The sequence below is a fragment of the Enterobacter sp. 01-M-02-SI-ECC genome (genome assembly GCF_047530595.1).
Taxonomy (GTDB): Bacteria; Pseudomonadota; Gammaproteobacteria; order Enterobacterales; family Enterobacteriaceae; genus Enterobacter; species Enterobacter cloacae_M.
On sequence record NZ_JBLKCZ010000018.1, the window covers coordinates 25,754 to 47,496 of the forward strand.

Genomic DNA, 21,743 nt, shown 5'->3' on the forward strand with positions numbered 1-21,743 from the left:
TATGCAGCATCTGCAAAAGACGAATTCACACGAGACGCCGGAGAGTGGAGAGGTGTTTCTCCTGCCTCCGGTGCAGGTTCGCCGCCGTACGCCGACGTTTGCGCGTCGGATTAATGCGATCCTTCAGCGCATCATCCCGGCGTTTCTCGGTCTGGGACTGCTGGTGGTGCTCTGGCAGCTGGCGGCGATTAACAGCAAAGGTTTCCCAACGCCGCTCAGCACGCTCGATTCCGCCATCACCCTGTTTGCCGATCCGTTTTATCGCGACGGGCCAAACGACATGGGCATCGGTTGGAACGTGCTCGCCTCATTACAGCGCGTGGCGGTGGGGTTTGGCCTGGCCGCGCTCGCCGGGATCCCGCTCGGCTTCCTGATTGGTCGCTTCACCTTTTTCTCTCGCATGTTCGGCCCGCTGATCGCGCTGTTACGCCCGGTTAGCCCGCTGGCCTGGCTTCCCATCGGCCTGCTGCTGTTTCAGAAAGCGGAGCCCGCGTCGAGCTGGACCATTTTTATCTGCTCCATCTGGCCGATGGTGATCAACACCGCCGAAGGCGTGCGCCGCATTCCGCAGGACTACCTTAACGTCGCCCGGGTGCTGCAGCTTTCCGAGTGGACCATCATGCGCCGCATTCTCTTCCCGGCGGTGCTGCCCGCGGTGCTGACCGGGGTGCGCCTCTCCATCGGCATCGCCTGGCTGGTGATTGTCGCCGCCGAGATGCTGACCGGCGGTTTAGGGATCGGCTTCTGGATCTGGAACGAGTGGAACAACCTCAACGTCGAAAACATTCTCATCGCCATCGTCATCATTGGCGTGGTCGGGCTGCTGCTGGAGCAGGGGCTGATGCTGATCGCCCGTCGCTTTAGCTGGCAGGAAAAATAAGGAGCGAACATGAAACCATTAATCCAGGTCCAGGCCGTGAGCCAGCGTTTTTCCACCGCCAGCGGTGAATTTCTGGCGCTGCAGAACGTCTTCTTTGATATCCATGAGGGCGAAACCGTCAGCCTGATTGGGCACTCCGGCTGCGGTAAATCGACGCTGCTTAACCTTATCGCTGGGATCACGCTGCCGACGGAAGGCGGGCTGATTTGCGACAACCGCGAAATTGCCGGGCCGGGTCCGGAGCGCGCGGTGGTATTCCAGAACCATTCGCTGCTGCCGTGGCTCACCTGCTTCGACAACGTGGCCCTGGCGGTCGATCACGTTTTTCGCCACAGCATGAGCAAGGCGGAGCGCCGGGAGTGGATTGAGCACAACCTCGACCGCGTGCAGATGGGGCACGCCCTGCACAAGCGCCCGGGGGAGATCTCCGGCGGCATGAAGCAGCGCGTCGGGATTGCCCGGGCGCTGGCGATGAAGCCGAAAGTCCTGCTGATGGATGAACCCTTCGGCGCGCTGGATGCGCTGACGCGCGCCCATCTGCAGGACTCGGTGATGCAGATCCAGCAGGCGCTGAACACCACCATTGTGCTGATTACCCACGACGTGGACGAGGCGGTGCTGCTCTCCGATCGCGTGCTGATGATGACCAACGGCCCGGCGGCGACCGTCGGGGAGATCCTGCACGTTGACCTGCCGCGCCCGCGTAACCGGGTGCAGCTGGCTGACGACAGCCGCTATCACCACATGCGCCAGCAGATCCTGCATTTCCTCTATGAAAAGCAGCCGAAAGCGGCGTAGCGAGGGGGCTTTGATGCGACTGGTCATTATCGGAAATGGCATGGCGGCCACGCGGCTGATTGCCTCGCTCACCGGGCGTGCTGCCGATCGTTTCGCAATTACCGTCATCGGTGACGAGCCGGAGCATGCCTATAACCGCATCCAGCTTTCGCCGGTGCTGGGCGGTGAAAAAACGGCGGTGGGCATCAGTCTTCAGAATGACGACTGGTACCAGGAACGGGGCGTGACGGTGCTGCGGGGCGAAAAGGCGCTCGCCGTTAACGTGGACGCGCGGGAAGTGCAAACCACCGCCCGCACGCTGGGCTGGGATGCGCTGGTGTTTGCCACCGGATCAACGCCCTTTGTTCCGCCAATTCGCGGCTGCGATGCGCCGCATGTGTTCACGTTCCGTACCCTGGCAGATACCCGGGCCATTCAGGCGATCGCCGGTCCGGCGGTGGTGCTGGGCGGCGGCGTGCTCGGGGTTGAGGCGGCGGCTGCGCTGGCGCGTTCAGGTGACGAGGTCACGCTTGTTCATCGCGGTCCGTGGCTGATGGAGCAGCAGCTGGATCGGCAGGCGGGAATGCTGCTGGAAGAGGCGCTGGCGGCGCGGGGCGTGCGCTGTGAGCTCGTCTCTGGCATCGCAGCGGTGAACGGAGATAGCGTGACGCTGCTTAACGGACGCAGTATCGCCGCCGCGCGCGTGGTGCTAGCGACCGGCGTGCAGCCCAGCGTCACGCTGGCGCAGGCCAGCGGCATTCGCTGCGCGCGCGGCATCGTGGTGGATCGCCAGATGCAAACCTCCGAGCCGGACGTCTACGCCATTGGCGAGTGCTGCGAAATTGACGGCCAGACGTTTGGCCTGGTCGCCCCCTGTCTGGCGCAGGCGGATATCCTTGCCGCCCGGCTGGCCGGAGACGTCACCGCGCCGTTTACCCTGACCGACAGCGGGATGCGCCTCAAGGTGACCGGCGTGGAGCTGTTCAGTCTCGGTCGCGCGGCAGAGCAGGAGGGCGACGTGGTCTGGAGCGCATGGGATCCGCTGACCCGTCACTATCGCCGTTTACTGATCAATCAAGGGGCGCTGGCTGGCGTACTGCTGATGGGCGGCTGCCGCAGCGCGGCAACATTTACCGATTTACTGGCAACGGCTGCGCCCGCCCACGCGGACTGGCTGTTCGATCGTTTCACTACGCAACCGCAGGTTGCAGGACACAATGCTATGACAAAACCTACTCTGGTGGTGGTTGGGCACGGTATGGTCGGCCATCATTTTCTCGAAGACTGCGTTAACCGCAATCTGCATCAGCAGTATCAGATCGTTGTCTTTGGCGAGGAGCGCTATGCCGCCTACGACCGCGTGCATCTGTCGGAATATTTTGGCGGCCGCAGCGCGGCGTCGCTTTCGCTGGTGGAGGGGGATTTCTTTGTCAACAAAGGCATTGAGCTGCGCCTGTCGCAGCAGGTCGTCGCTATCGATCGCGACGCGCGCGTGGTGCGCACCGCCAGCGGGCACGAAACCCACTGGGACAAGCTGGTGCTGGCGACCGGCTCATACCCGTTCGTGCCGCCCGTGCCGGGCAAAGATTTGCCGGGCTGTTTTGTCTACCGCACCCTTGACGACCTGGACAACATTGCTGCACATGCGGCGGGCTCGCGCCGCGGCGTGGTGATTGGCGGCGGCCTGCTCGGGCTGGAGGCGGCGAATGCCCTGAAGCAGCTCGGGCTGGAAACCCACGTGGTTGAGTTTGCGCCCAACCTGATGGCGGTCCAGCTCGACAACGACGGCGCGGCGATGCTGCGCAAGAAAATTGAGGCGCTGGGCGTCGGCGTTCACACCAGTAAAGCGACAACGGAGATCGCCACGGCGGACAGCGGGCTGGTGCTGCGCTTTGCCGATGGCGAACAGCTGGAAACGGACATGGTGGTCTTTTCTGCCGGCATTCGTCCGCAGGACGCGCTGGCGCGCAGCAGCGGGCTGGCTATCGGCGAACGCGGCGGGATCTGCATTGACGACGGCTGTCGCACCTCCGATCCGGACGTGCTGGCCATTGGTGAATGCGCCCTGTGGGAGGGGAAAATCTTCGGGCTGGTTGCGCCCGGCTATCAAATGGCGCGGGTGGCCGCCGCCGCGCTGGCGGGAGAGGATAAAACCTTCACCGGCGCGGATATGAGCACCAAACTCAAGCTACTCGGCGTGGATGTGGCCTCGTTCGGCGACGCCCACGGGCGCACCCCGGGGGCGCTGAGCTACCAGTGGACGCACGGTCTGCAGCAAATTTACAAGAAAATCGTGGTCAGCCACGACGGCAAAACGCTGCTCGGCGGCGTGCTGGTGGGTGACGCCAGCGAATACGCCACGCTGGTGCAGATGATGCTTAACGGCATCAGCCTGCCGAAAGAGCCGGAAACGCTCATTTTACCCGCGTCGTCAGGCAGCGCGCCAAAAGCGCTCGGCGTGGCGGCGCTGCCGGAAAGCGCGCAGATCTGTTCGTGTCATAACGTCAGCAAAGGCGATATCTGCCGGGCGGTGAGCGCGGGCGCGACGGATATCGGCGCCGTTAAGCAGTGCACCAAAGCGGCGACCGGCTGCGGGGGATGTAGCGCGCTGGTGAAGCAGGTGATGGAGTTCCAGCTGGCGGAGCAGGGCGTGGAGGTGAAAAAGGACATCTGCGAGCACTTCCCGTACTCGCGCCAAGAGATTTACCACCTCGTGCGCGTCAACCATATCCGCACCTTTGACCAGCTTATCAGCCGCTACGGACAGGGGCACGGATGTGAGATCTGCAAGCCGCTGGTGGGATCGGTGCTCGCCTCCTGCTGGAACGAGTATCTGCTGAAACCGGCACACCTGCCGCTGCAGGACACCAACGACCGCTACTTCGCCAACATCCAGAAGGACGGCACCTACTCCATCGTGCCGCGCATGCCGGCGGGGGAAGTGACCGCCGACGGGCTGATCGCCATCGGCCAGATTGCGAAACGCTACAGCCTGTACAGCAAAATTACCGGCGGACAGCGAATCGACCTTTTCGGCGCCACTCTGGAACAGCTGCCTGAGATCTGGCAGGCGCTGGTGGAGGCCGGTTTTGAAACCGGACACGCCTACGGGAAATCCCTGCGCACGGTGAAATCCTGCGTCGGCTCGACCTGGTGCCGCTACGGGGTGCAGGACTCCACCGGCCTCGCGGTCAGGCTTGAGCACCGCTACAAGGGGCTGCGCGCGCCGCACAAAATCAAAATGGCGGTCTCCGGCTGCACCCGCGAGTGCGCGGAGGCGCAGAGCAAAGACGTGGGGGTGATTGCCACCGATAAAGGCTGGAACCTCTATCTGTGCGGCAACGGCGGGATGAAGCCGCGCCACGCGGATCTCTTCGCCAGCGATCTGGACGACGAAACGCTGATCCGCACCGTCGACCGTTTCCTGATGTTTTACATCCGCACGGCGGATCGCCTGCAGCGCACCAGCACCTGGATGGACAACCTTGAGGGCGGCCTCGACTATCTGCGCGAGGTGATCCTCAACGACAGCCTTGGCATCGCCCACGAGCTGGAGCAGGAGATGGCCCGGGTGGTGGAAACCTACCAGTGCGAATGGCAAACCACGCTTAACGATCCCAACCGGCTCGCGCTGTTCCGCACGACGGTGAACGAGACCGCGCCGGATGAAAGCAAGCGCTGGCAGGAAATCTGCGGCATCGACGATATCCCCGAGCAGGCGGGCATCGGCGCGCGGCTTGGACATAAGCCGATTGCGCTCTTCCGCTTTGGCAAAACCGTTTACGCCCTCGACGATCGGGAACCGGGCGGTAATGCGAACGTGCTTTCACGCGGCATTCTTGGCGATGCGGCGGGCGAGCCGGTGGTGATTTCACCGCTCTACAAGCAGCGCATTCGCCTGCGCGACGGCTGTCAGGCAGAGAACGGCGAACCCGCGGTGCGCGCCTGGCCGGTGAAAATTGAAAACGGCAAGGTGTGGGTTGGCAGCGACGCCCTGGTAATGCGTGCGGAGGCCTCATGACGGAAACCCGGACAACGTGCCCCTACTGCGGGGTCGGCTGCGGCGTGGTCGCGCGCATGGAAGGTGAAGCGGTTAGCGTTCGGGGAGATGAAACCCATCCAGCGAACCTGGGTCGCCTGTGCGTGAAAGGATCGGCCCTGGGGGAAACGACGGGCTTACAGGGGCGGCTTTTGCGCCCGGTCGTTGACGGCCTTGAGGTGGACTGGGCGCAGGCGCTGAACGCGGCGGGGGAGCGTCTGCGGGAGATTATCGACACATGGGGATCGCAGGCGGTGGCGTTTTACGCCTCCGGCCAGCTGTTGACCGAGGATTACTATGCCGCCAACAAGCTGATGAAAGGATTTATCGGTGCGGCAAACATCGATACCAACTCCCGGCTCTGCATGTCTTCGGCGGTGGTGGGCTACAAGCGCGCCTTTGGCGAAGACGTGGTGCCGTGCAGCTATGAGGATGTGGAAAACAGCGATCTGGTGGTGCTGGCTGGCTCGAACGCGGCCTGGACGCATCCGGTGCTCTATCAGCGGCTGGTGCAGGCGAAGCGCAACAACCCGCAGATGAAGGTGGTGGTAATCGATCCCCGTAGAACCGCCACCTGTGATATTGCTGACCTGCATCTGGCGCTCGCCCCCGGCAGCGACTCCGGGCTGTTTGTCGGTCTGCTTAATGTGATTCAGGGAACGGATGAGTGGCCCGTTGAGCGCGTGGCGGCGTTTTGCGGCCTCTCGCCGCAGGATATTGGCACCTTTTACGACTGGTTTATCACCGCGCCTCGCGCAATTACGCTCTACACCATGGGTATCAACCAGTCCGCCAGCGGCAGCGACAAGTGTAACGCTATCATTAACGTTCATCTTGCCAGCGGGAAGTTCAACCGTCCGGGCTGCGGCCCGTTTTCGCTGACCGGACAGCCAAACGCGATGGGCGGACGGGAAGTTGGCGGACTGGCGAACCAGCTGGCGGCGCACATGAACTTTGAGCCGGACGATCTTTCGCGGGTGGCGCGTTTCTGGGGAACGGAACGGCTGGCGCAGACGCCGGGGCTGATGGCGGTGGAGCTGTTTGACGCCATTGCCCGCGGTGAGGTGAAGGCGGTGTGGATTATGGGCACCAACCCTGCCGTGTCGCTGCCGGACAGCCACGCGGTGTGTCAGGCGCTGGCGGGCTGCCCGCTGGTGATGGTCTCTGAGGTGATGAACGATACAGATACCAGCCGGTTCGCCCATATCCGTTTTCCGGCGCTGGGCTGGGGAGAGAAGGACGGGACGGTGACCAATTCCGAGCGTCGCATTTCGCGCCAGCGCGCGTTTCTGCCCGCGCCGGGCGAAGCGAAGCCGGACTGGTGGATCGTCGCGCAGGTAGCGAAGCGGCTGGGCTACGGCGAGGCCTTTGCCTGGCAACATCCGCACGAGATTTTTTGCGAACATGCGGCGTTGACGGCCTTTGAAAATGACGGCGCGCGGGCATTTAATCTTCATGAACTGGCTGCGCTAACCCGTGAGGAGTGGGATCAGCTTGAGCCTTATCAGTGGCCGACGGGGAATTTTCCGCGCCGAAACTTCGTTCCCGTTAACCCTCTGTCGCACGGTGCGACGGTCAGCGCGTTGTACCCGCTGATTCTCAATTCGGGGCGCATACGCGATCAGTGGCATACCATGACCCGAACGGGATACGTGGCCAGACTGATGCAGCATATCGCCGAACCGTTTGTTGAGGTTTGCCCCGCAGACGCGGTTCGGTTTTCCCTGTGCGACGGCCAGCTGGCGCGCATCAGCTCGCCGCGCGGCGTGATGGTCGTCAGAGTACGAATCAATGACGGGATACGGGAAGGCGAGGCGTTTGCTCCGATGCACTGGAACGCTGAGTTTTCCCGCCAGGGAAAGGTGAATGCGCTGGTGGAAGGGCGCTGCGATCCGGTTTCTGGCCAGCCGGAGAGTAAACAAACCGCGGTCAGAATTCTGCCGTGGCAGCCTGCCTGGCAGGGGGAACTCTATGCCCGGGAATGGCCGGAAATGCCCTCTTCGGCTTACTGGTGGCGTAAAGCCTCACGCCTGACGGTGGCGTGCGATAAACCTTTGCTGTCGTGGGTAATGGATTACGCCGGCGTCCGGGGCTGGCAGCTGCAGGTTGCGCAAACCGGCGAACGCAGCAGCGTGCTGGCCTGGCATGAAGGCCAGCTGATGCTGGGCTTCTGGGAGGGCACCGCGTTACCGGCGCTGGCGCATACGGTGATTGAAGCCGCTTTTCAATCCCCACCCGTGCTGGCCTCTGAACGTCACGCCTTGCTGAACGGACAGAGCGTCGGGAAGGAAGCGGATCCGGGACGCATCATCTGCAGCTGTTTCAGCGTCGGGGAGAATACGATACGGGAGGCGATCGTTGGCGGGTGTGATTCCGTCACCGCGCTGGGGGCGAAGCTGCGCTGTGGTACGAACTGTGGCTCCTGCGTGCCGGAGCTGAAAGGGCTGTTTCAGGATAATCCTGAAATGTCCGCCAGGACTGCATTTCAGGGCTTATCGCGTTAACATAATAAGAGTTTATTCATAAACACAGGTTCTTATTGACGACGTTGATGGCTGTATCGTCCCGCATTCGTTTGCTGTTTTTACTCCCCCTTCTTACGGTCGGAGCCGTTCACGGTGCGCCGAATTCCTTTATGCATCAGGCGCAAAATCCCTTTGATAATAACGGGGATAGTTTGCCCGACCTCGGCATGGCGGCGCCAACGGGCGAGGGGGAAAAACACCTGGCCGAAATGGCGAAAGCCTTCGGTGAGGCCAGCATGACCGACAACGGCCTGACAACGGGCGAGCAGGCGCGTCAGTTTGCGTTTGGCCAGGTGCGCGACGCGGTGAGCGGCGAAGTGAATCAGCAGATTGAGTCCTGGCTTTCGCCCTGGGGGAACGCCAGCGTGAACCTACTGGTGGATAACGATGGCAAATTTAACGGCAGCAGCGGGAGCTGGTTTATCCCCTGGAACGATAACAACCGTTACCTGAGCTGGAGCCAGCTTGGCCTGACCCAGCAGACGGATGGCCTGGTCAGTAACGCAGGAATCGGTCAGCGCTGGATCGCCGGGAAATGGCTGCTGGGTTACAACACCTTTTACGATAACCTCCTGGATGAAAACCTGCAGCGTGCCGGGCTGGGCGCGGAAGTGTGGGGGGAAAATCTGCGCCTGTCAGCCAACTATTATCAGCCCTTTGCCGGCTGGCGTGAGCGCTCTGACGTCCGGGAGCAGCGCATGGCGCGCGGATATGACGTCACCGCTAAAGCCTGGCTGCCGTGGTTCCATCACCTGAACACCAGCATCAGCTTCGAGCAATACTTTGGCGATAACGTCGATCTCTTCAACAGCGGAACCGGCTACCACAATCCGGTAGCGGTGAATCTGGGGCTTAACTACACCCCCGTCCCGCTGGTCACGTTGACTGCCGGGCATAAGCAGGGCGAAAGCGGCGAGAGCCAGAATAACCTCGGGCTGAAGCTCAACTATCGCTTTGGCGTGCCGCTGGTGAAACAGCTTTCCGCCGGTGAAGTCGCCGCTACGCGATCCCTGCGCGGAAGCCGCTACGACTCGCCGGAGCGCAATAGCCTGCCGGTGATGGAGTTCCGTCAGCGCAAAACGCTGTCCGTGTGGCTGGCAACGCCGCCGTGGGACCTGAAAGGGGGCGAGACCGTCATGCTGAAGCTCCAGGTCCGCAGTACGCACGGCATTCGTCAGATCCACTGGCAGGGGGATACGCAGGCATTGAGCCTGACGTCACCGGCGAAAAGCAACAGCACAGACGGCTGGAGCGTGATTATGCCTGCCTGGGATGACCGTGAAGGGGCGACAAACCGCTGGCACCTGTCGGCGGTGGTGGAAGATGAGAAAGGCCAGCGCGTCTCGTCCAATGAGATCGCGCTTGCTGTGGTGCAGCCGCTGGTCGCATTGCCTGACGACGACCCGCGCTGGAAGCTTCTGCCGGAGGAGTAATCCTTAAAAAATGCGTTCCTGATGCACCCACACCGCGGCTTCAACGCGGGATTTAAGCTTCATTTTCTTCAGCATATGCTTCACGTGCACTTTGACCGTGCTTTCGGTGATGTCCAGGCGGCGGGCGATCATCTTATTTGGCAGCCCCTGGGCAATGAGTTTGAGAATATCGCGCTCGCGCGGGGTTAACTGGCTGACGTCGCGGTCAGAGGTGGCGCGATTGGCGCGCAGGCTGGCGGCCAGCACCGGCGTTAAGGCTTCGCTGAGAACCATCTCGCCCGCCGCGGCCTGCTGCAGCGCCTTAAGCAAGTCTTCCGGCTCCATATCTTTGAGCAGATAACCATCCGCCCCGCGCTTCAGCGCCGTGACCACATCCTCTTCATGGTTCGACACGCTAAAGACGACGATGCGCCCGGAAAGCGATTTTTCCCGCAGCTTGTCGAGGGTTTCGAGACCGTTCATGCCGGGCATATTCAGATCGAGCAGGATCAGATCGGGATCGAGGGATTCGGCAAGCTCAATGCCCTGTTCACCGCTGCTGGCTTCGCCCACCACGGTGATATCGGGCGCCATGCTGACCAGCTGTTTCACGCCAGTACGCAGCATCGGATGGTCGTCGATCAGCAGGATGGATGCCGGTTCCTGATTAGTCATGGGTTTCTCCTTGAGCAGTTGTAAGCGGTTTCTCGGGAATAAAGGTGACGACAACTTCCGTGCCGCCCGTCTCTCTCCGGCGAACCTGGCAATCACCGCGCAGGCTTTGGGCGCGGTCTCGCATAATAATTAAACCATAGTGGTTTGTGCGTTCGGCATTTTCCGGCACGCCGCGGCCGTTGTCGTGAACCGTAAGCTTCACCTGGTTGTTGTGCTGGCTGACGGTGACCGTTACCGCCGTCGCGCCGGAGTGCTTGAGCACGTTGCTCAGCGCTTCACGGGCGATCTGCAGTAAATGTATGGCCTGATGGGAGGGGACAAACCGCGGCGGCAGCTGGTAGTCAAGCTTCACCGGGAACCCCAGCCGGGCGCTAAATTCATGACAGCTGGCCTCCAGCGCCGGACGCAGGCCCGGCTCGGTCAGCTGCAGGCGGAAGGTGGTCAGCAGCTCGCGAAGCTGCACCCAGGAGGTGTTCAGCTCGTTGCGGATCTGGCTAAGCAGCTGCTTATTGCTTTCCGGCATCTCTGCATCCTGCATCTGCAGGCAGCTCACCTGCATTTTCATACAGGAGAGCGACTGGGCAATCGAGTCGTGAAGCTCGCGGGCGATGGTCGCGCGCTCTTCCATGACGATCAGCTGCTGCTGCTTTTCCTGATGCCTGTCGAGCGCCAGCGTGGCCGTTAACTGTTCGACCAGCGTATCAACCAGCTGCTGCTGGTCGTGGCTCAGGTGACGCCCGGCTGGCAGCGTTGCCAGCAGAATACCGTACTGGGTGTGGCTGTCGGTCAGACGCCACTTGAGGGTGGTGCCGCCGGACGTCAGAGGCGGCAGGCCGCGAGGGCAAAGATGGCAGCCTTTGTCATCGCACGACATATCCGACTGGCAGGTAAATTCCTGATGGTTATCTTCGTCTTCCACGTCGTAGACGCGCAGCTCAAGGTCTTGCAGCAGGGTCAGATTTTGCAGGCCGTTCAGCACCGGAGAGAGGCGCTCGCATAGCGGCACCTGCATGTGCAGACGGCGGTTGGCTTGCCACAGGAAGGAGAGGATCTCGTTTTTCTGCTCCAGTCCCGCCGTTTTTTCCTGAACGCGCTGTTCCAGTACCGCGTAGCTCTCGGAGAGCTCTGCCGACATGGTGTTGAGCGCCTGGCCAAGCATGGCCATCTCGTTGCGCCCGCTGATGTGCGTGCGCTGGGTAAAATCGCGTGCGGTGACCGCGCGGGCCATCGCCAGCAGCTGTTTCCACGGGTTCAGCAGCCGCGCGCGGAGCCAGACGATGGTGAAGATCAGCAGCAGCCCCATAAACAGCGCCATTGCGCGGTGCACCATCACCACCCGGTCGATGCGTAATTCGGTTGTCTGGTCAAAAGCGGAGACCAGCGCATCAATACGTGAGACGAACCCCGCCACGTCCTGCGCAACGGTTTCTGTGCTTCGCGCCTGTTTCAGCCCGGGCTGCAGTTGGGTGTGCCAGTAGCCCTGAAGGGCGTTAAGCTGGGATTGCTGACCGGCGCGGATGGCGGCGTTTTCCAGCTCGGGGCTGAAGACCGTGCGCTCCATCTCATCAATCAGGGGCCGATCGTCCTGCGTCAGGGGGACCGACGCCAGCAGGCGATAACTCTGCATGCGTAGCGAGCCTGCCTCATTGATGGCATGCGCATTACCCTGTACGCCCTGTACCAGCCAGCCGGAGATCGCCATGCCGGTCACGCCGATGGCGGTGGACAGCAAAACAATCAGAGCGAGCTGATTCACGAGCGTCAGCGGAGATAAACATCTTTTTAACATAGAGGTGGCGTGCTCCTGACGTGGCCTGCTTGCAGGAATGGCGCTATTCTGGTGCATACCCTGGAGTATACCCATACCAATAAAGGATTACCCCTAAATTGCCAACGGAGTAGGGGGAAGGAGGTGGGGGTAGCTAGGAACCGTCAGTGCCGTGAAAAACCACGTCTTTTTTACCGAATTAGCCTACTCACTAAGGATGAGGCCTTATTTTGCGCCGCAAATCCTCCCACTTTTCCTTTGATTTATATCAACTTACCGCCGCCCTAAAACCCTAATGTTTGCAGCATCATTCGAGAATCAGAGGTGTCTATGAGTCACTCATCCGCTCCCGAAAGGGAAAATGGTGCCGTTATTACTGACTGGCGTCCAGAGGATCCGGCGTTCTGGCAACAGCGCGGCCATCGTGTAGCCAGCCGGAATCTATGGATTTCCGTGCCGTGTTTGTTATTAGCGTTTTGCGTATGGATGTTGTTTAGCGCGGTAGCGGTCAACCTGCCAAAAGTTGGGTTTACGTTTACGACCGATCAGCTGTTCATGCTGACCGCGCTGCCGTCGCTGTCAGGCGCGCTGCTGCGTGTGCCTTACGCGTTTATGGTGCCGGTGTTTGGCGGTCGTCGCTGGACGGCGTTCAGCACGGGCATCATGATCGTCCCCTGCGTCTGGCTCGGCTTCGCGGTGCAGGATACCTCTACGCCGTTCAGCGTATTTGTGATTATCTCCCTGCTGTGCGGTTTTGCGGGCGCGAACTTCGCCTCCAGCATGGCGAACATCAGCTTCTTCTTCCCGAAAGCGAAGCAGGGCGGCGCGCTGGGTATTAACGGCGGTCTGGGGAATATGGGCGTTAGCGTGATGCAGCTCATTGCCCCGCTGGCGATCTCGGTCTCCATTTTTGCGGCCTTTGGCGGCGGTGGCGTTGAGCAGGCGAATGGTGCTTATCTGTACCTGCAAAACGCAGCGTGGATTTGGGTGCCGTTCCTGGTGATCTTCACCCTCGCAGCCTGGTTCTTTATGAATGACCTGTCCGCGTCGAAAGCGTCTCTGAGCGAGCAGCTTCCGGTGCTGAAGCGTGGACACCTCTGGGTGATGGCGCTGCTGTATCTGGCCACCTTCGGTTCGTTTATCGGCTTCTCGGCGGGCTTCGCGATGCTGTCGAAAACGCAGTTCCCGGACGTGCAGATCCTGCAGTTCGCCTTCTTCGGTCCATTTATTGGCGCCCTTGCTCGCTCGTTGGGCGGCATGGTCTCTGACCGCCTGGGCGGTACCCGCGTGACGCTGGTCAACTTCGTCGTGATGGCAGTCTTCTGTGCGCTGCTGTTCCTGACGCTGCCCGCCGACGGACAGGGTGGTAACTTCATCGCCTTCTTCGGCGTATTTATGGTGCTGTTCCTGACGGCCGGGCTGGGGAGTGCATCCACCTTCCAGATGATCTCCGTGATCTTCCGTAAGCTGACCATGGATCGCGTGAAGGCGCAGGGCGGGAGCGAAGAGCAGGCCATGCGCGAAGCGGCGACGGATACGGCCGCAGCGCTGGGCTTTATCTCTGCCATCGGCGCGATTGGCGGCTTCTTTATCCCGAAAGCGTTCGGTATCTCTCTGGATCTGACCGGCTCACCGGCCGGCGCCATGAAAGTTTTCCTCGTCTTCTATATCGCCTGCGTCGTGATTACGTGGCTGGTATATGGCCGTAATACCAAGAAAAATAAGTAAGTGTGATTATCCGTTTACGCGGCCTTCGGGCCGCGTTTTTTTTCAGCATAATAGTTACAACATACTTACGGCTTTTACGGCAGACGCCTGCGGCGGCACTGTGATCGCCATCGCTTTGCAGGTGGGTCTACCCCTTAATACCTGAGATGTTAAATTTTGACTGGCTTTTTGTACGATAAAATAAAAATAACTCTATATTTCATGATGATATGAAATTTTTGTAGATACCGCTTTGGTGGTATTTGGTATAACCCCTCCCCGAAAAGTCCCTCCTCGTCTTGATCGTTATCAATTCTCCCCCTCTTTCAGGGCGTTACCTTCGCTGCAAATCAGCAATGTCGATTTAGAGAGCCACAGGCTCCATACAGGAGATACCCGATGAGCAAATTTTTGGACCGGTTTCGCTACTTCAAACAGAAGGGTGAAACTTTTGCCGATGGGCACGGCCAGGTTCTGGATACCAACCGGAACTGGGAAGACGGTTACCGCCAGCGCTGGCAGCATGACAAAGTCGTCCGTTCGACCCACGGCGTGAACTGTACCGGTTCATGCAGCTGGAAGATTTTCGTTAAAAACGGTCTGGTGACCTGGGAAATGCAGCAGACCGACTATCCGCGCACCCGCCCGGATATGCCAAACCATGAACCGCGCGGCTGCCCGCGCGGTGCCAGCTACTCCTGGTATCTCTACAGCGCTAACCGCCTGAAATACCCGCTGATGCGCAAACGCCTGATGAAAATGTGGCGCGAGGCGAAAGTGCAGCACAGCGATCCGGTGGATGCCTGGGCGTCTATTATCGAAGACGCTGATAAAGCGAAAAGCTTCAAGCAGGCTCGCGGCCGCGGCGGCTTTGTGCGTTCCTCATGGAAAGAAGTGAACGAGCTGATTGCCGCCTCCAACGTCTACACCGTTAAAACCTACGGTCCTGACCGCGTGGCTGGCTTCTCGCCGATCCCGGCGATGTCGATGGTCTCTTACGCTTCCGGCGCGCGCTATCTGTCACTTATCGGCGGGACCTGCCTGAGCTTCTACGACTGGTACTGCGACCTGCCGCCGGCGTCTCCGCAGACCTGGGGCGAGCAGACCGACGTGCCGGAATCCGCGGACTGGTACAACTCCAGCTACATCATCGCCTGGGGTTCAAACGTTCCTCAGACCCGTACGCCGGACGCGCACTTCTTTACTGAAGTCCGTTACAAAGGCACCAAAACCGTGGCGGTAACCCCTGACTACGCGGAAATCGCCAAGCTCTGCGATCTGTGGCTGGCACCGAAACAGGGTACCGATGCCGCGATGGCGATGGCGATGGGGCACGTCATGCTGCGCGAATTCCATCTTGATAAGCCAAGCCAGTACTTCACCGACTACGTTCGCCGCTACACCGACATGCCGATGCTGGTCATGCTGGAAGAGCGTGAGGGCTATTATGCCGCTGGCCGCACGCTGCGCGCAGCCGATCTGGTGGATTCGCTGGGCCAGGAAAATAATCCTGAGTGGAAAACCGTTGCGTATAACAGCAACGGCGAGCTGGTGGCGCCAAACGGCTCTATCGGCTTCCGCTGGGGCGAGAAGGGCAAGTGGAACCTTGAGCAACGTAACGGCACCACCGGCGAAGAGACTGAGCTGCGCCTCAGCATGCTGGGCAGCCAGGACGAGATCGCCGAGGTCGGGTTCCCGTACTTCGGCGGCGAAGGTTCCGAGCACTTCAACAAGGTTGAACTGAAAAACGTACTGATGCACAAGCTGCCGGTTAAGCGCCTGCAGTTGGCCGACGGCTCTACCGCGCTGGTCACCACCGTTTATGACCTGACCATGGCGAACTACGGTCTGGAGCGCGGCCTGGGCGATGAAAACTGTGCAACCGGCTATGACGACGTGAAGGCCTACACCCCGGCCTGGGCGGAACAGATTACCGGAGTTCCTCGCTCGCACATTACCCGTATCGCACGCGAGTTCGCAGAAAACGCGGACAAAACGCACGGCCGTTCGATGATCATCGTCGGTGCCGGTCTGAACCACTGGTATCACCTCGATATGAACTACCGTGGCCTGATCAACATGCTGATCTTCTGCGGCTGCGTCGGTCAGAGCGGCGGCGGCTGGGCGCACTACGTCGGCCAGGAGAAACTGCGTCCGCAGACCGGCTGGCAGCCTCTGGCGTTTGCCCTCGACTGGCAGCGTCCGGCACGCCATATGAACAGCACCTCCTACTTCTATAACCACTCCAGCCAGTGGCGCTACGAAACGGTCACCGCGCAGGAGCTGCTGTCGCCGATGGCGGATAAATCCCGCTACAGCGGCCACCTTATTGACTTCAACGTGCGTGCTGAACGCATGGGCTGGCTGCCGTCGGCGCCGCAGCTGGGCACTAACCCGCTGCGCATTGCGGAAGCGGCGAAGCAGGCGGGCATGTCACCGGTGGATTATACCGTGAAATCTCTGAAGGATGGCTCAATCCGCTTCGCGGCAGAACAGCCGGAGAACGGTAAAAACCATCCGCGTAACCTGTTCATCTGGCGCTCCAACCTGCTGGGGTCGTCCGGTAAAGGCCACGAGTACATGCTGAAATACCTGCTCGGTACCGAAAACGGTATCCAGGGGAAAGATCTCGGCAAGCAGGGCGGCGTGAAGCCGGAAGAGGTGGAGTGGAAAGACAACGGTCTCGACGGCAAGCTGGATCTGGTGGTGACGCTCGACTTCCGTCTGTCCAGCACCTGCCTGTACTCCGACATCGTGCTGCCAACCGCGACCTGGTACGAAAAAGACGACATGAATACCTCGGATATGCATCCGTTTATTCATCCGCTGTCTGCGGCCGTTGACCCTGCGTGGGAATCAAAAAGCGACTGGGATATCTACAAAGACATCGCGAAGAAATTCTCCGAAGTCTGCGTAGGGCACCTCGGCAAAGAGACCGACGTGGTGACGCTGCCAATCCAGCACGACTCTGCCGCCGAACTTGCGCAACCGCTGGACGTGAAGGACTGGAAAAAAGGCGAATGCGACCTGATCCCGGGCGTAACCGCGCCGCACATTATTCCGGTTGAACGCGACTATCCGGCAACCTACGAGCGCTTTACCTCTATCGGCCCGCTGATGGAGAAAATCGGTAACGGCGGGAAGGGGATCGCCTGGAACACCCAGAGCGAAATGGATCTGCTGCGCAAGCTCAACTACACCAAAGCGGACGGCCCGGCGAAAGGCCAGCCTATGCTGAACACGGCGATTGATGCGGCAGAGATGATCCTGACCCTGGCCCCGGAAACCAACGGCCACGTGGCGGTGAAAGCCTGGGCAGCGCTGAGCGAGTTCACCGGCCGCGACCATACGCACCTGGCGACGAATAAAGAGGAAGAGAAAATCCGCTTCCGCGATATTCAGGCCCAGCCGCGCAAGATTATCTCCAGCCCGACCTGGTCAGGCCTGGAAGATGAGCACGTGTCCTATAACGCTGGCTATACCAACGTTCACGAGCTGATCCCATGGCGCACCCTGTCCGGCCGTCAGTCGCTCTATCAGGATCACCAGTGGATGCGCGACTTCGGTGAAAGCCTGCTGGTTTACCGTCCGCCAATCGACACCCGCTCCGTAACCGCAGTTATGGGCGCGAAATCGAACGGTAACCCAGAGAAGGCGCTGAACTTCCTGACGCCGCACCAGAAGTGGGGTATCCACTCCACCTACAGCGACAACCTGCTGATGCTGACGCTGTCGCGCGGCGGTCCGATTGTCTGGATGAGCGAAACGGACGCCAAAGATCTGGGTATCGAAGATAACGACTGGATCGAAGTGTTCAACAGCAACGGTGCCCTGACGGCGCGTGCGGTGGTGAGCCAGCGCGTACCGGCCGGGATGACCATGATGTATCACGCGCAGGAACGTATCGTTAACCTGCCGGGGTCAGAAATTACCGAGCAGCGCGGCGGGATCCACAACTCCGTGACCCGTATTACGCCGAAGCCGACCCACATGATCGGTGGCTATGCGCAGCTGGCCTACGGCTTTAACTACTACGGCACCGTAGGATCGAACCGCGATGAGTTCGTAGTGGTTCGTAAGATGAAGAATATTAACTGGTTAGACGGCGAAGGTAATGACCAGGTACAGGAGAGCGTAAAATGAAAATTCGTTCACAAGTCGGCATGGTGCTGAATCTGGATAAATGCATCGGCTGCCATACCTGCTCGGTCACCTGTAAAAACGTCTGGACCAGCCGCGAAGGTATGGAGTACGCCTGGTTCAACAACGTGGAAAGCAAGCCGGGCACCGGCTTCCCGACCGACTGGGAAAACCAGGAGAAGTGGAAGGGCGGCTGGATCCGTAAAATCAACGGCAAGCTGCAGCCGCGCATGGGTAACCGCGCGATGCTGCTGGGAAAAATCTTCGCTAACCCGCACCTGCCGGGCATCGACGATTACTACGAGCCGTTTGACTACGACTACCAGAACCTGCACAACGCGCCGGAAAGCAAGCACCAGCCGATCGCCCGTCCTCGCTCGCTGATCACCGGTCAGCGCATGGACAAAATTACCAGCGGTCCAAACTGGGAAGAGATTCTGGGCGGCGAGTTCGAGAAACGCGCCAAAGACCAGAACTTCGAGAATATGCAGAAGGCGATGTACGGCCAATTCGAAAACACCTTCATGATGTATCTGCCGCGCCTGTGCGAGCACTGCCTCAACCCGGCGTGCGTGGCGACCTGCCCGAGCGGCGCCATCTACAAGCGTGAAGAAGACGGCATCGTGCTGATCGACCAGGACAAGTGCCGCGGCTGGCGCATGTGCATCACCGGCTGCCCGTACAAAAAAATCTACTTCAACTGGAAGAGCGGTAAATCTGAGAAGTGCATCTTCTGCTACCCGCGTATTGAAGCCGGAATGCCGACCGTCTGCTCAGAAAGCTGCGTAGGCCGTATTCGCTACCTCGGCGTGCTGCTGTATGACGCGGACGCGATTGAAAACGCCGCGAGCACCGAGCACGAGAAAGATCTTTATCAGCGTCAGCTGGACGTGTTCCTCGATCCGAACGATCCGAAGGTGATTGAGCAGGCGCTGAAGGACGGCGTGCCGCAGAGCGTGATTGACGCGGCGCAGCAGTCACCGGTGTACAAAATGGCGATGGACTGGAAGCTCGCGCTGCCGCTGCACCCGGAATACCGCACCCTGCCGATGGTCTGGTACGTGCCGCCGCTGTCGCCGATTCAGTCCGCGGCTGACGCGGGCGAGCTGGGCAGCAACGGCATCCTGCCGGACGTGGAAAGCCTGCGTATTCCGGTTCAGTACCTGGCGAACCTGTTGACCGCAGGGGATACCCAGCCGGTCCTGCTCGCGCTGAAGCGTATGCTGGCGATGCGTCACTTCAAACGTGCGGAAACCGTAGACGGCGTGACCGATACCCGCGCGCTGGAAGAGGTCGGTCTGACCGAAGCGCAGGCGCAGGAGATGTACCGCTATCTGGCGATTGCCAACTACGAAGACCGTTTCGTGGTGCCGAGCAGCCACCGCGAGCTGGCCCGAGAAGCCTTCCCGGAAAAAAATGGCTGTGGCTTTACCTTTGGCGACGCTTGCCACGGGTCAGACAGCAAATTTAACCTCTTCAACAGCCGCCGCATCGATGCCATGGATGTGACCAGCAAAACGGAGCCGCACCAATGATTGAACTCGTCATTGTTTCGCGTCTGCTCGAGTACCCGGATGCTGCGCTTGCGCAGCATCAGCAGGAACTCTTTGATGCACTCGCGTCATCTGAAAACCTGGATAAAGACGATGCCCAGCGGCTTGGTGTTTTCCTCCGCGATCTGCTGGCGCGCGACCTTCTGGATGCCCAGTCGGACTACAGCCAGCTGTTTGACCGGGGTCGTGCGACCTCGCTGCTGCTGTTTGAACACGTTCACGGTGAATCCCGTGACCGCGGTCAGGCGATGGTGGACCTGATGGCCCAGTACGAACAGCACGGCCTGCAGCTCGACAGCCGCGAGCTGCCGGATCATCTCCCGCTGTATCTGGAGTACCTGGCGCAGCTGCCGAAAGAAGAGGCGCTGGGCGGTCTGCAGGACATCGCGCCGATCCTGGCGCTGCTCGGGGCGCGTCTTCAGCAGCGGGAGAGCCGCTATGCGGTGCTGTTCGATCTGCTGGTGAAGCTGGCCAACGCCTCGGTCGACAGTGAAAAAGTGGCGGAGAAAATTGCGGATGAAGCCCGCGATGATACGCCACAAGCGCTGGATGCGGTCTGGGAAGAAGAGCAGGTGAAATTCTTTGCTGACCAGAACTGCGGCGAGTCTGAAATCTCCGCTCACCAGCGTCGTTTTGCCGGCGCGGTTGCCCCGCAATATTTGAATATCTCTAACGGAGGACGGCACTAATGCACTTCCTGAATATGTTCTTCTTTGACATTTACCCGTATATCGCGGGCACCGTGTTCCTGGTGGGAAGCTGGCTGCGTTACGACTACGGCCAGTACACCTGGCGTGCGGCCTCCAGCCAGATGCTGGATCGCAAAGGGATGCATGTGGGCTCTAACCTGTTCCACATCGGTATTCTGGGGATTTTTGCCGGTCACTTCCTGGGGATGCTGACGCCGCACTGGATGTATGAAGCGTGGCTGCCGATTGAGGTGAAGCAGAAGATGGCGATGATCGCTGGCGGTGCCTGCGGCGTGATGACTCTGGTCGGTGGCCTGCTGCTGCTGAAACGTCGTCTGTTCAGCCCGCGCGTGCGTGCTACTACCACCGCAGCGGACATCCTGATCCTCTCCCTGCTGATGGTGCAGTGCGCGCTGGGCCTGCTGACCATTCCATTCTCGGCGCAGCACATGGACGGCAGCGAAATGATGAAGCTGGTCGGCTGGGCGCAGTCCGTGGTGACCTTCCACGGCGGAGCATCCGCGCACCTGGACGGCGTGGCGTTTATCTTCCGCGTTCACCTGGTGCTGGGGATGACGCTGTTTGTGCTGTTCCCGTTCTCTCGTCTGGTGCATATCTGGAGCGCGCCGGTGGAGTACCTGACGCGCAAATACCAGATTGTGCGCGCCCGTCGCTAATTCGCCGTTTTAATACCAACCCCGCACTCGCGGGGTTTTTTTTCGCCCCAGCCCAGGTTATTGCCCGCGGCAGCTAACAGGATCAGCGCGCCGCCCGCGAGCTGCGTCAGGTTCAGCGAGTGTCCGAACACCAGATTATCGACAACGATCGCCACCACCGGATAGATAAACGACAGGGAGCCGGTAATGGGCGTAGGCAACTTCTGGATCGCGCTGTAGAGCAGCTGGTACATAATGCCGGTATGGACGATGCCCAGCGTCAGCAGGATCGACCAGGGGAAATCACCGGAAAATGACGGCATGCTGGCAAACGGCAAAAGCATCACGACGCCCGTCAGCACCTGGATAAAGGCAATATGCTGCGGTGCAACGGATCTGAGCTTACGGGCAATAATGGCCGTGACCGCATAGAAGAAAGCCGCGGCCATCGCCAGGCCGATTCCGGCGAGCCATTCACCGCCGTGCGCGTCGGTCAGCTCGCTGGAGAGCAAGATCACCACGCCGCCAAAGGCGAGGAGCAGCCAGCCCCATTTCACCAGGCTGACGCGCTCGCCTAAAAACATCCCCATTAAGACCAGCATAAACGGCTGGGTGTTATAGACCACGGTAGAAAGACCAATCGAGATCCGTTCATAGGCTGCGAAGAGCAGCAGCCAGTTCACCACGAGGGCTACGCCGCCGAGAATAGTCAGCAGCAGCGTAGTACGGGTGAGGGGGCTAAAGGGCTTTTGACTCACCCGGATAAAAATAAAAAGCGCCATTGCCCCGATAAGACAGCGCCAGAACACCACTTCCGTTACCGGCAGACCGCTGAGTAAAACAAACGCACCGATAGAGCCGGAAATTAACATCGCCAGGCTCATTTGCCAGACGCCTTTATGGAAATCACGCATCATCCACC

13 protein-coding genes are annotated in these 21,743 nt (G+C 60.2%); 10 read left to right on the top strand and 3 right to left on the bottom strand.

What is annotated here, in order from left to right:
* The first annotated feature begins 1 nt into the window (after window position 1).
* Genes ntrB through ACMWLG_RS19050 form a run of 5 tightly spaced genes read left to right on the top strand, consistent with a single transcriptional unit; the run spans window position 2 to window position 9,654 of the window.
* Complete coding sequence (ntrB, locus tag ACMWLG_RS19030) at window positions 2-880, top strand: nitrate ABC transporter permease (protein WP_045404973.1); 879 nt, start codon at window positions 2-4, stop codon at window positions 878-880.
* Between the two features lie 9 nt (window positions 881-889).
* A complete protein-coding gene (locus ACMWLG_RS19035; protein ID WP_045404971.1) occupies window positions 890-1,678 on the top strand; it encodes an ABC transporter ATP-binding protein in 789 nt (262 codons plus the stop codon).
* A 13-nt stretch (window positions 1,679-1,691) separates the two neighbouring features.
* On the top strand, window positions 1,692-5,678 hold the full coding sequence (gene nirB / locus ACMWLG_RS19040) for a nitrite reductase large subunit NirB (RefSeq protein ID WP_414763021.1): 3,987 nt from the start codon (window positions 1,692-1,694) through the stop codon (window positions 5,676-5,678).
* Entirely contained in the window at window positions 5,675-8,200 is a 2,526-nt protein-coding gene (locus tag ACMWLG_RS19045) for a nitrate reductase (protein ID WP_045404968.1), read from the top strand. The genes nirB and ACMWLG_RS19045 overlap by 4 nt, the downstream gene beginning before the upstream one ends.
* A 47-nt stretch (window positions 8,201-8,247) precedes the next feature.
* Window positions 8,248-9,654 (top strand): YchO/YchP family invasin, encoded by a 1,407-nt coding sequence (locus ACMWLG_RS19050; RefSeq protein ID WP_045404965.1) that lies wholly within the window; start codon window positions 8,248-8,250, stop codon window positions 9,652-9,654.
* Window positions 9,655-9,657: 3 nt separating this feature from the next.
* Here the strand turns inward: ACMWLG_RS19050 and narL are convergent, their stop codons facing one another.
* Entirely contained in the window at window positions 9,658-10,308 is a 651-nt protein-coding gene (narL, locus tag ACMWLG_RS19055) for a two-component system response regulator NarL (protein ID WP_045404962.1), read from the bottom strand.
* Window positions 10,301-12,097 (bottom strand): nitrate/nitrite two-component system sensor histidine kinase NarX, encoded by a 1,797-nt coding sequence (gene narX, locus ACMWLG_RS19060; RefSeq protein ID WP_045404960.1) that lies wholly within the window; start codon window positions 12,095-12,097, stop codon window positions 10,301-10,303. Before narX ends, narL begins: the two co-directional genes overlap by 8 nt.
* Before the next feature lie 309 nt (window positions 12,098-12,406).
* On the opposite strand from narX, the gene ACMWLG_RS19065 reads away from it, so the two are divergent.
* The 5 genes from ACMWLG_RS19065 (at window position 12,407) to narI (ending at window position 20,842) form a co-directional block, all read left to right on the top strand.
* Window positions 12,407-13,804, top strand: a complete 1,398-nt coding sequence (locus ACMWLG_RS19065; RefSeq protein ID WP_045404957.1) for a NarK family nitrate/nitrite MFS transporter — start codon at window positions 12,407-12,409, stop codon at window positions 13,802-13,804.
* Between the two features lie 378 nt (window positions 13,805-14,182).
* On the top strand, window positions 14,183-17,926 hold the full coding sequence (locus ACMWLG_RS19070) for a nitrate reductase subunit alpha (RefSeq protein ID WP_045620620.1): 3,744 nt from the start codon (window positions 14,183-14,185) through the stop codon (window positions 17,924-17,926).
* Entirely contained in the window at window positions 17,923-19,458 is a 1,536-nt protein-coding gene (gene narH, locus ACMWLG_RS19075) for a nitrate reductase subunit beta (RefSeq protein ID WP_045404954.1), read from the top strand. Before ACMWLG_RS19070 ends, narH begins: the two co-directional genes overlap by 4 nt.
* Entirely contained in the window at window positions 19,455-20,165 is a 711-nt protein-coding gene (gene narJ / locus ACMWLG_RS19080) for a nitrate reductase molybdenum cofactor assembly chaperone (protein WP_045404951.1), read from the top strand. The genes narH and narJ overlap by 4 nt, the downstream gene beginning before the upstream one ends.
* A complete protein-coding gene (gene narI / locus ACMWLG_RS19085) occupies window positions 20,165-20,842 on the top strand; it encodes a respiratory nitrate reductase subunit gamma (protein ID WP_023312107.1) in 678 nt (225 codons plus the stop codon). The genes narJ and narI overlap by 1 nt, the downstream gene beginning before the upstream one ends.
* Here the strand turns inward: narI and ACMWLG_RS19090 are convergent.
* Window positions 20,839-21,735, bottom strand: coding sequence for a DMT family transporter (locus ACMWLG_RS19090; protein WP_045404947.1), 897 nt, complete (start codon window positions 21,733-21,735; stop codon window positions 20,839-20,841). The genes narI and ACMWLG_RS19090 overlap by 4 nt on opposite strands.
* Window positions 21,736-21,743 lie beyond the last annotated feature (8 nt).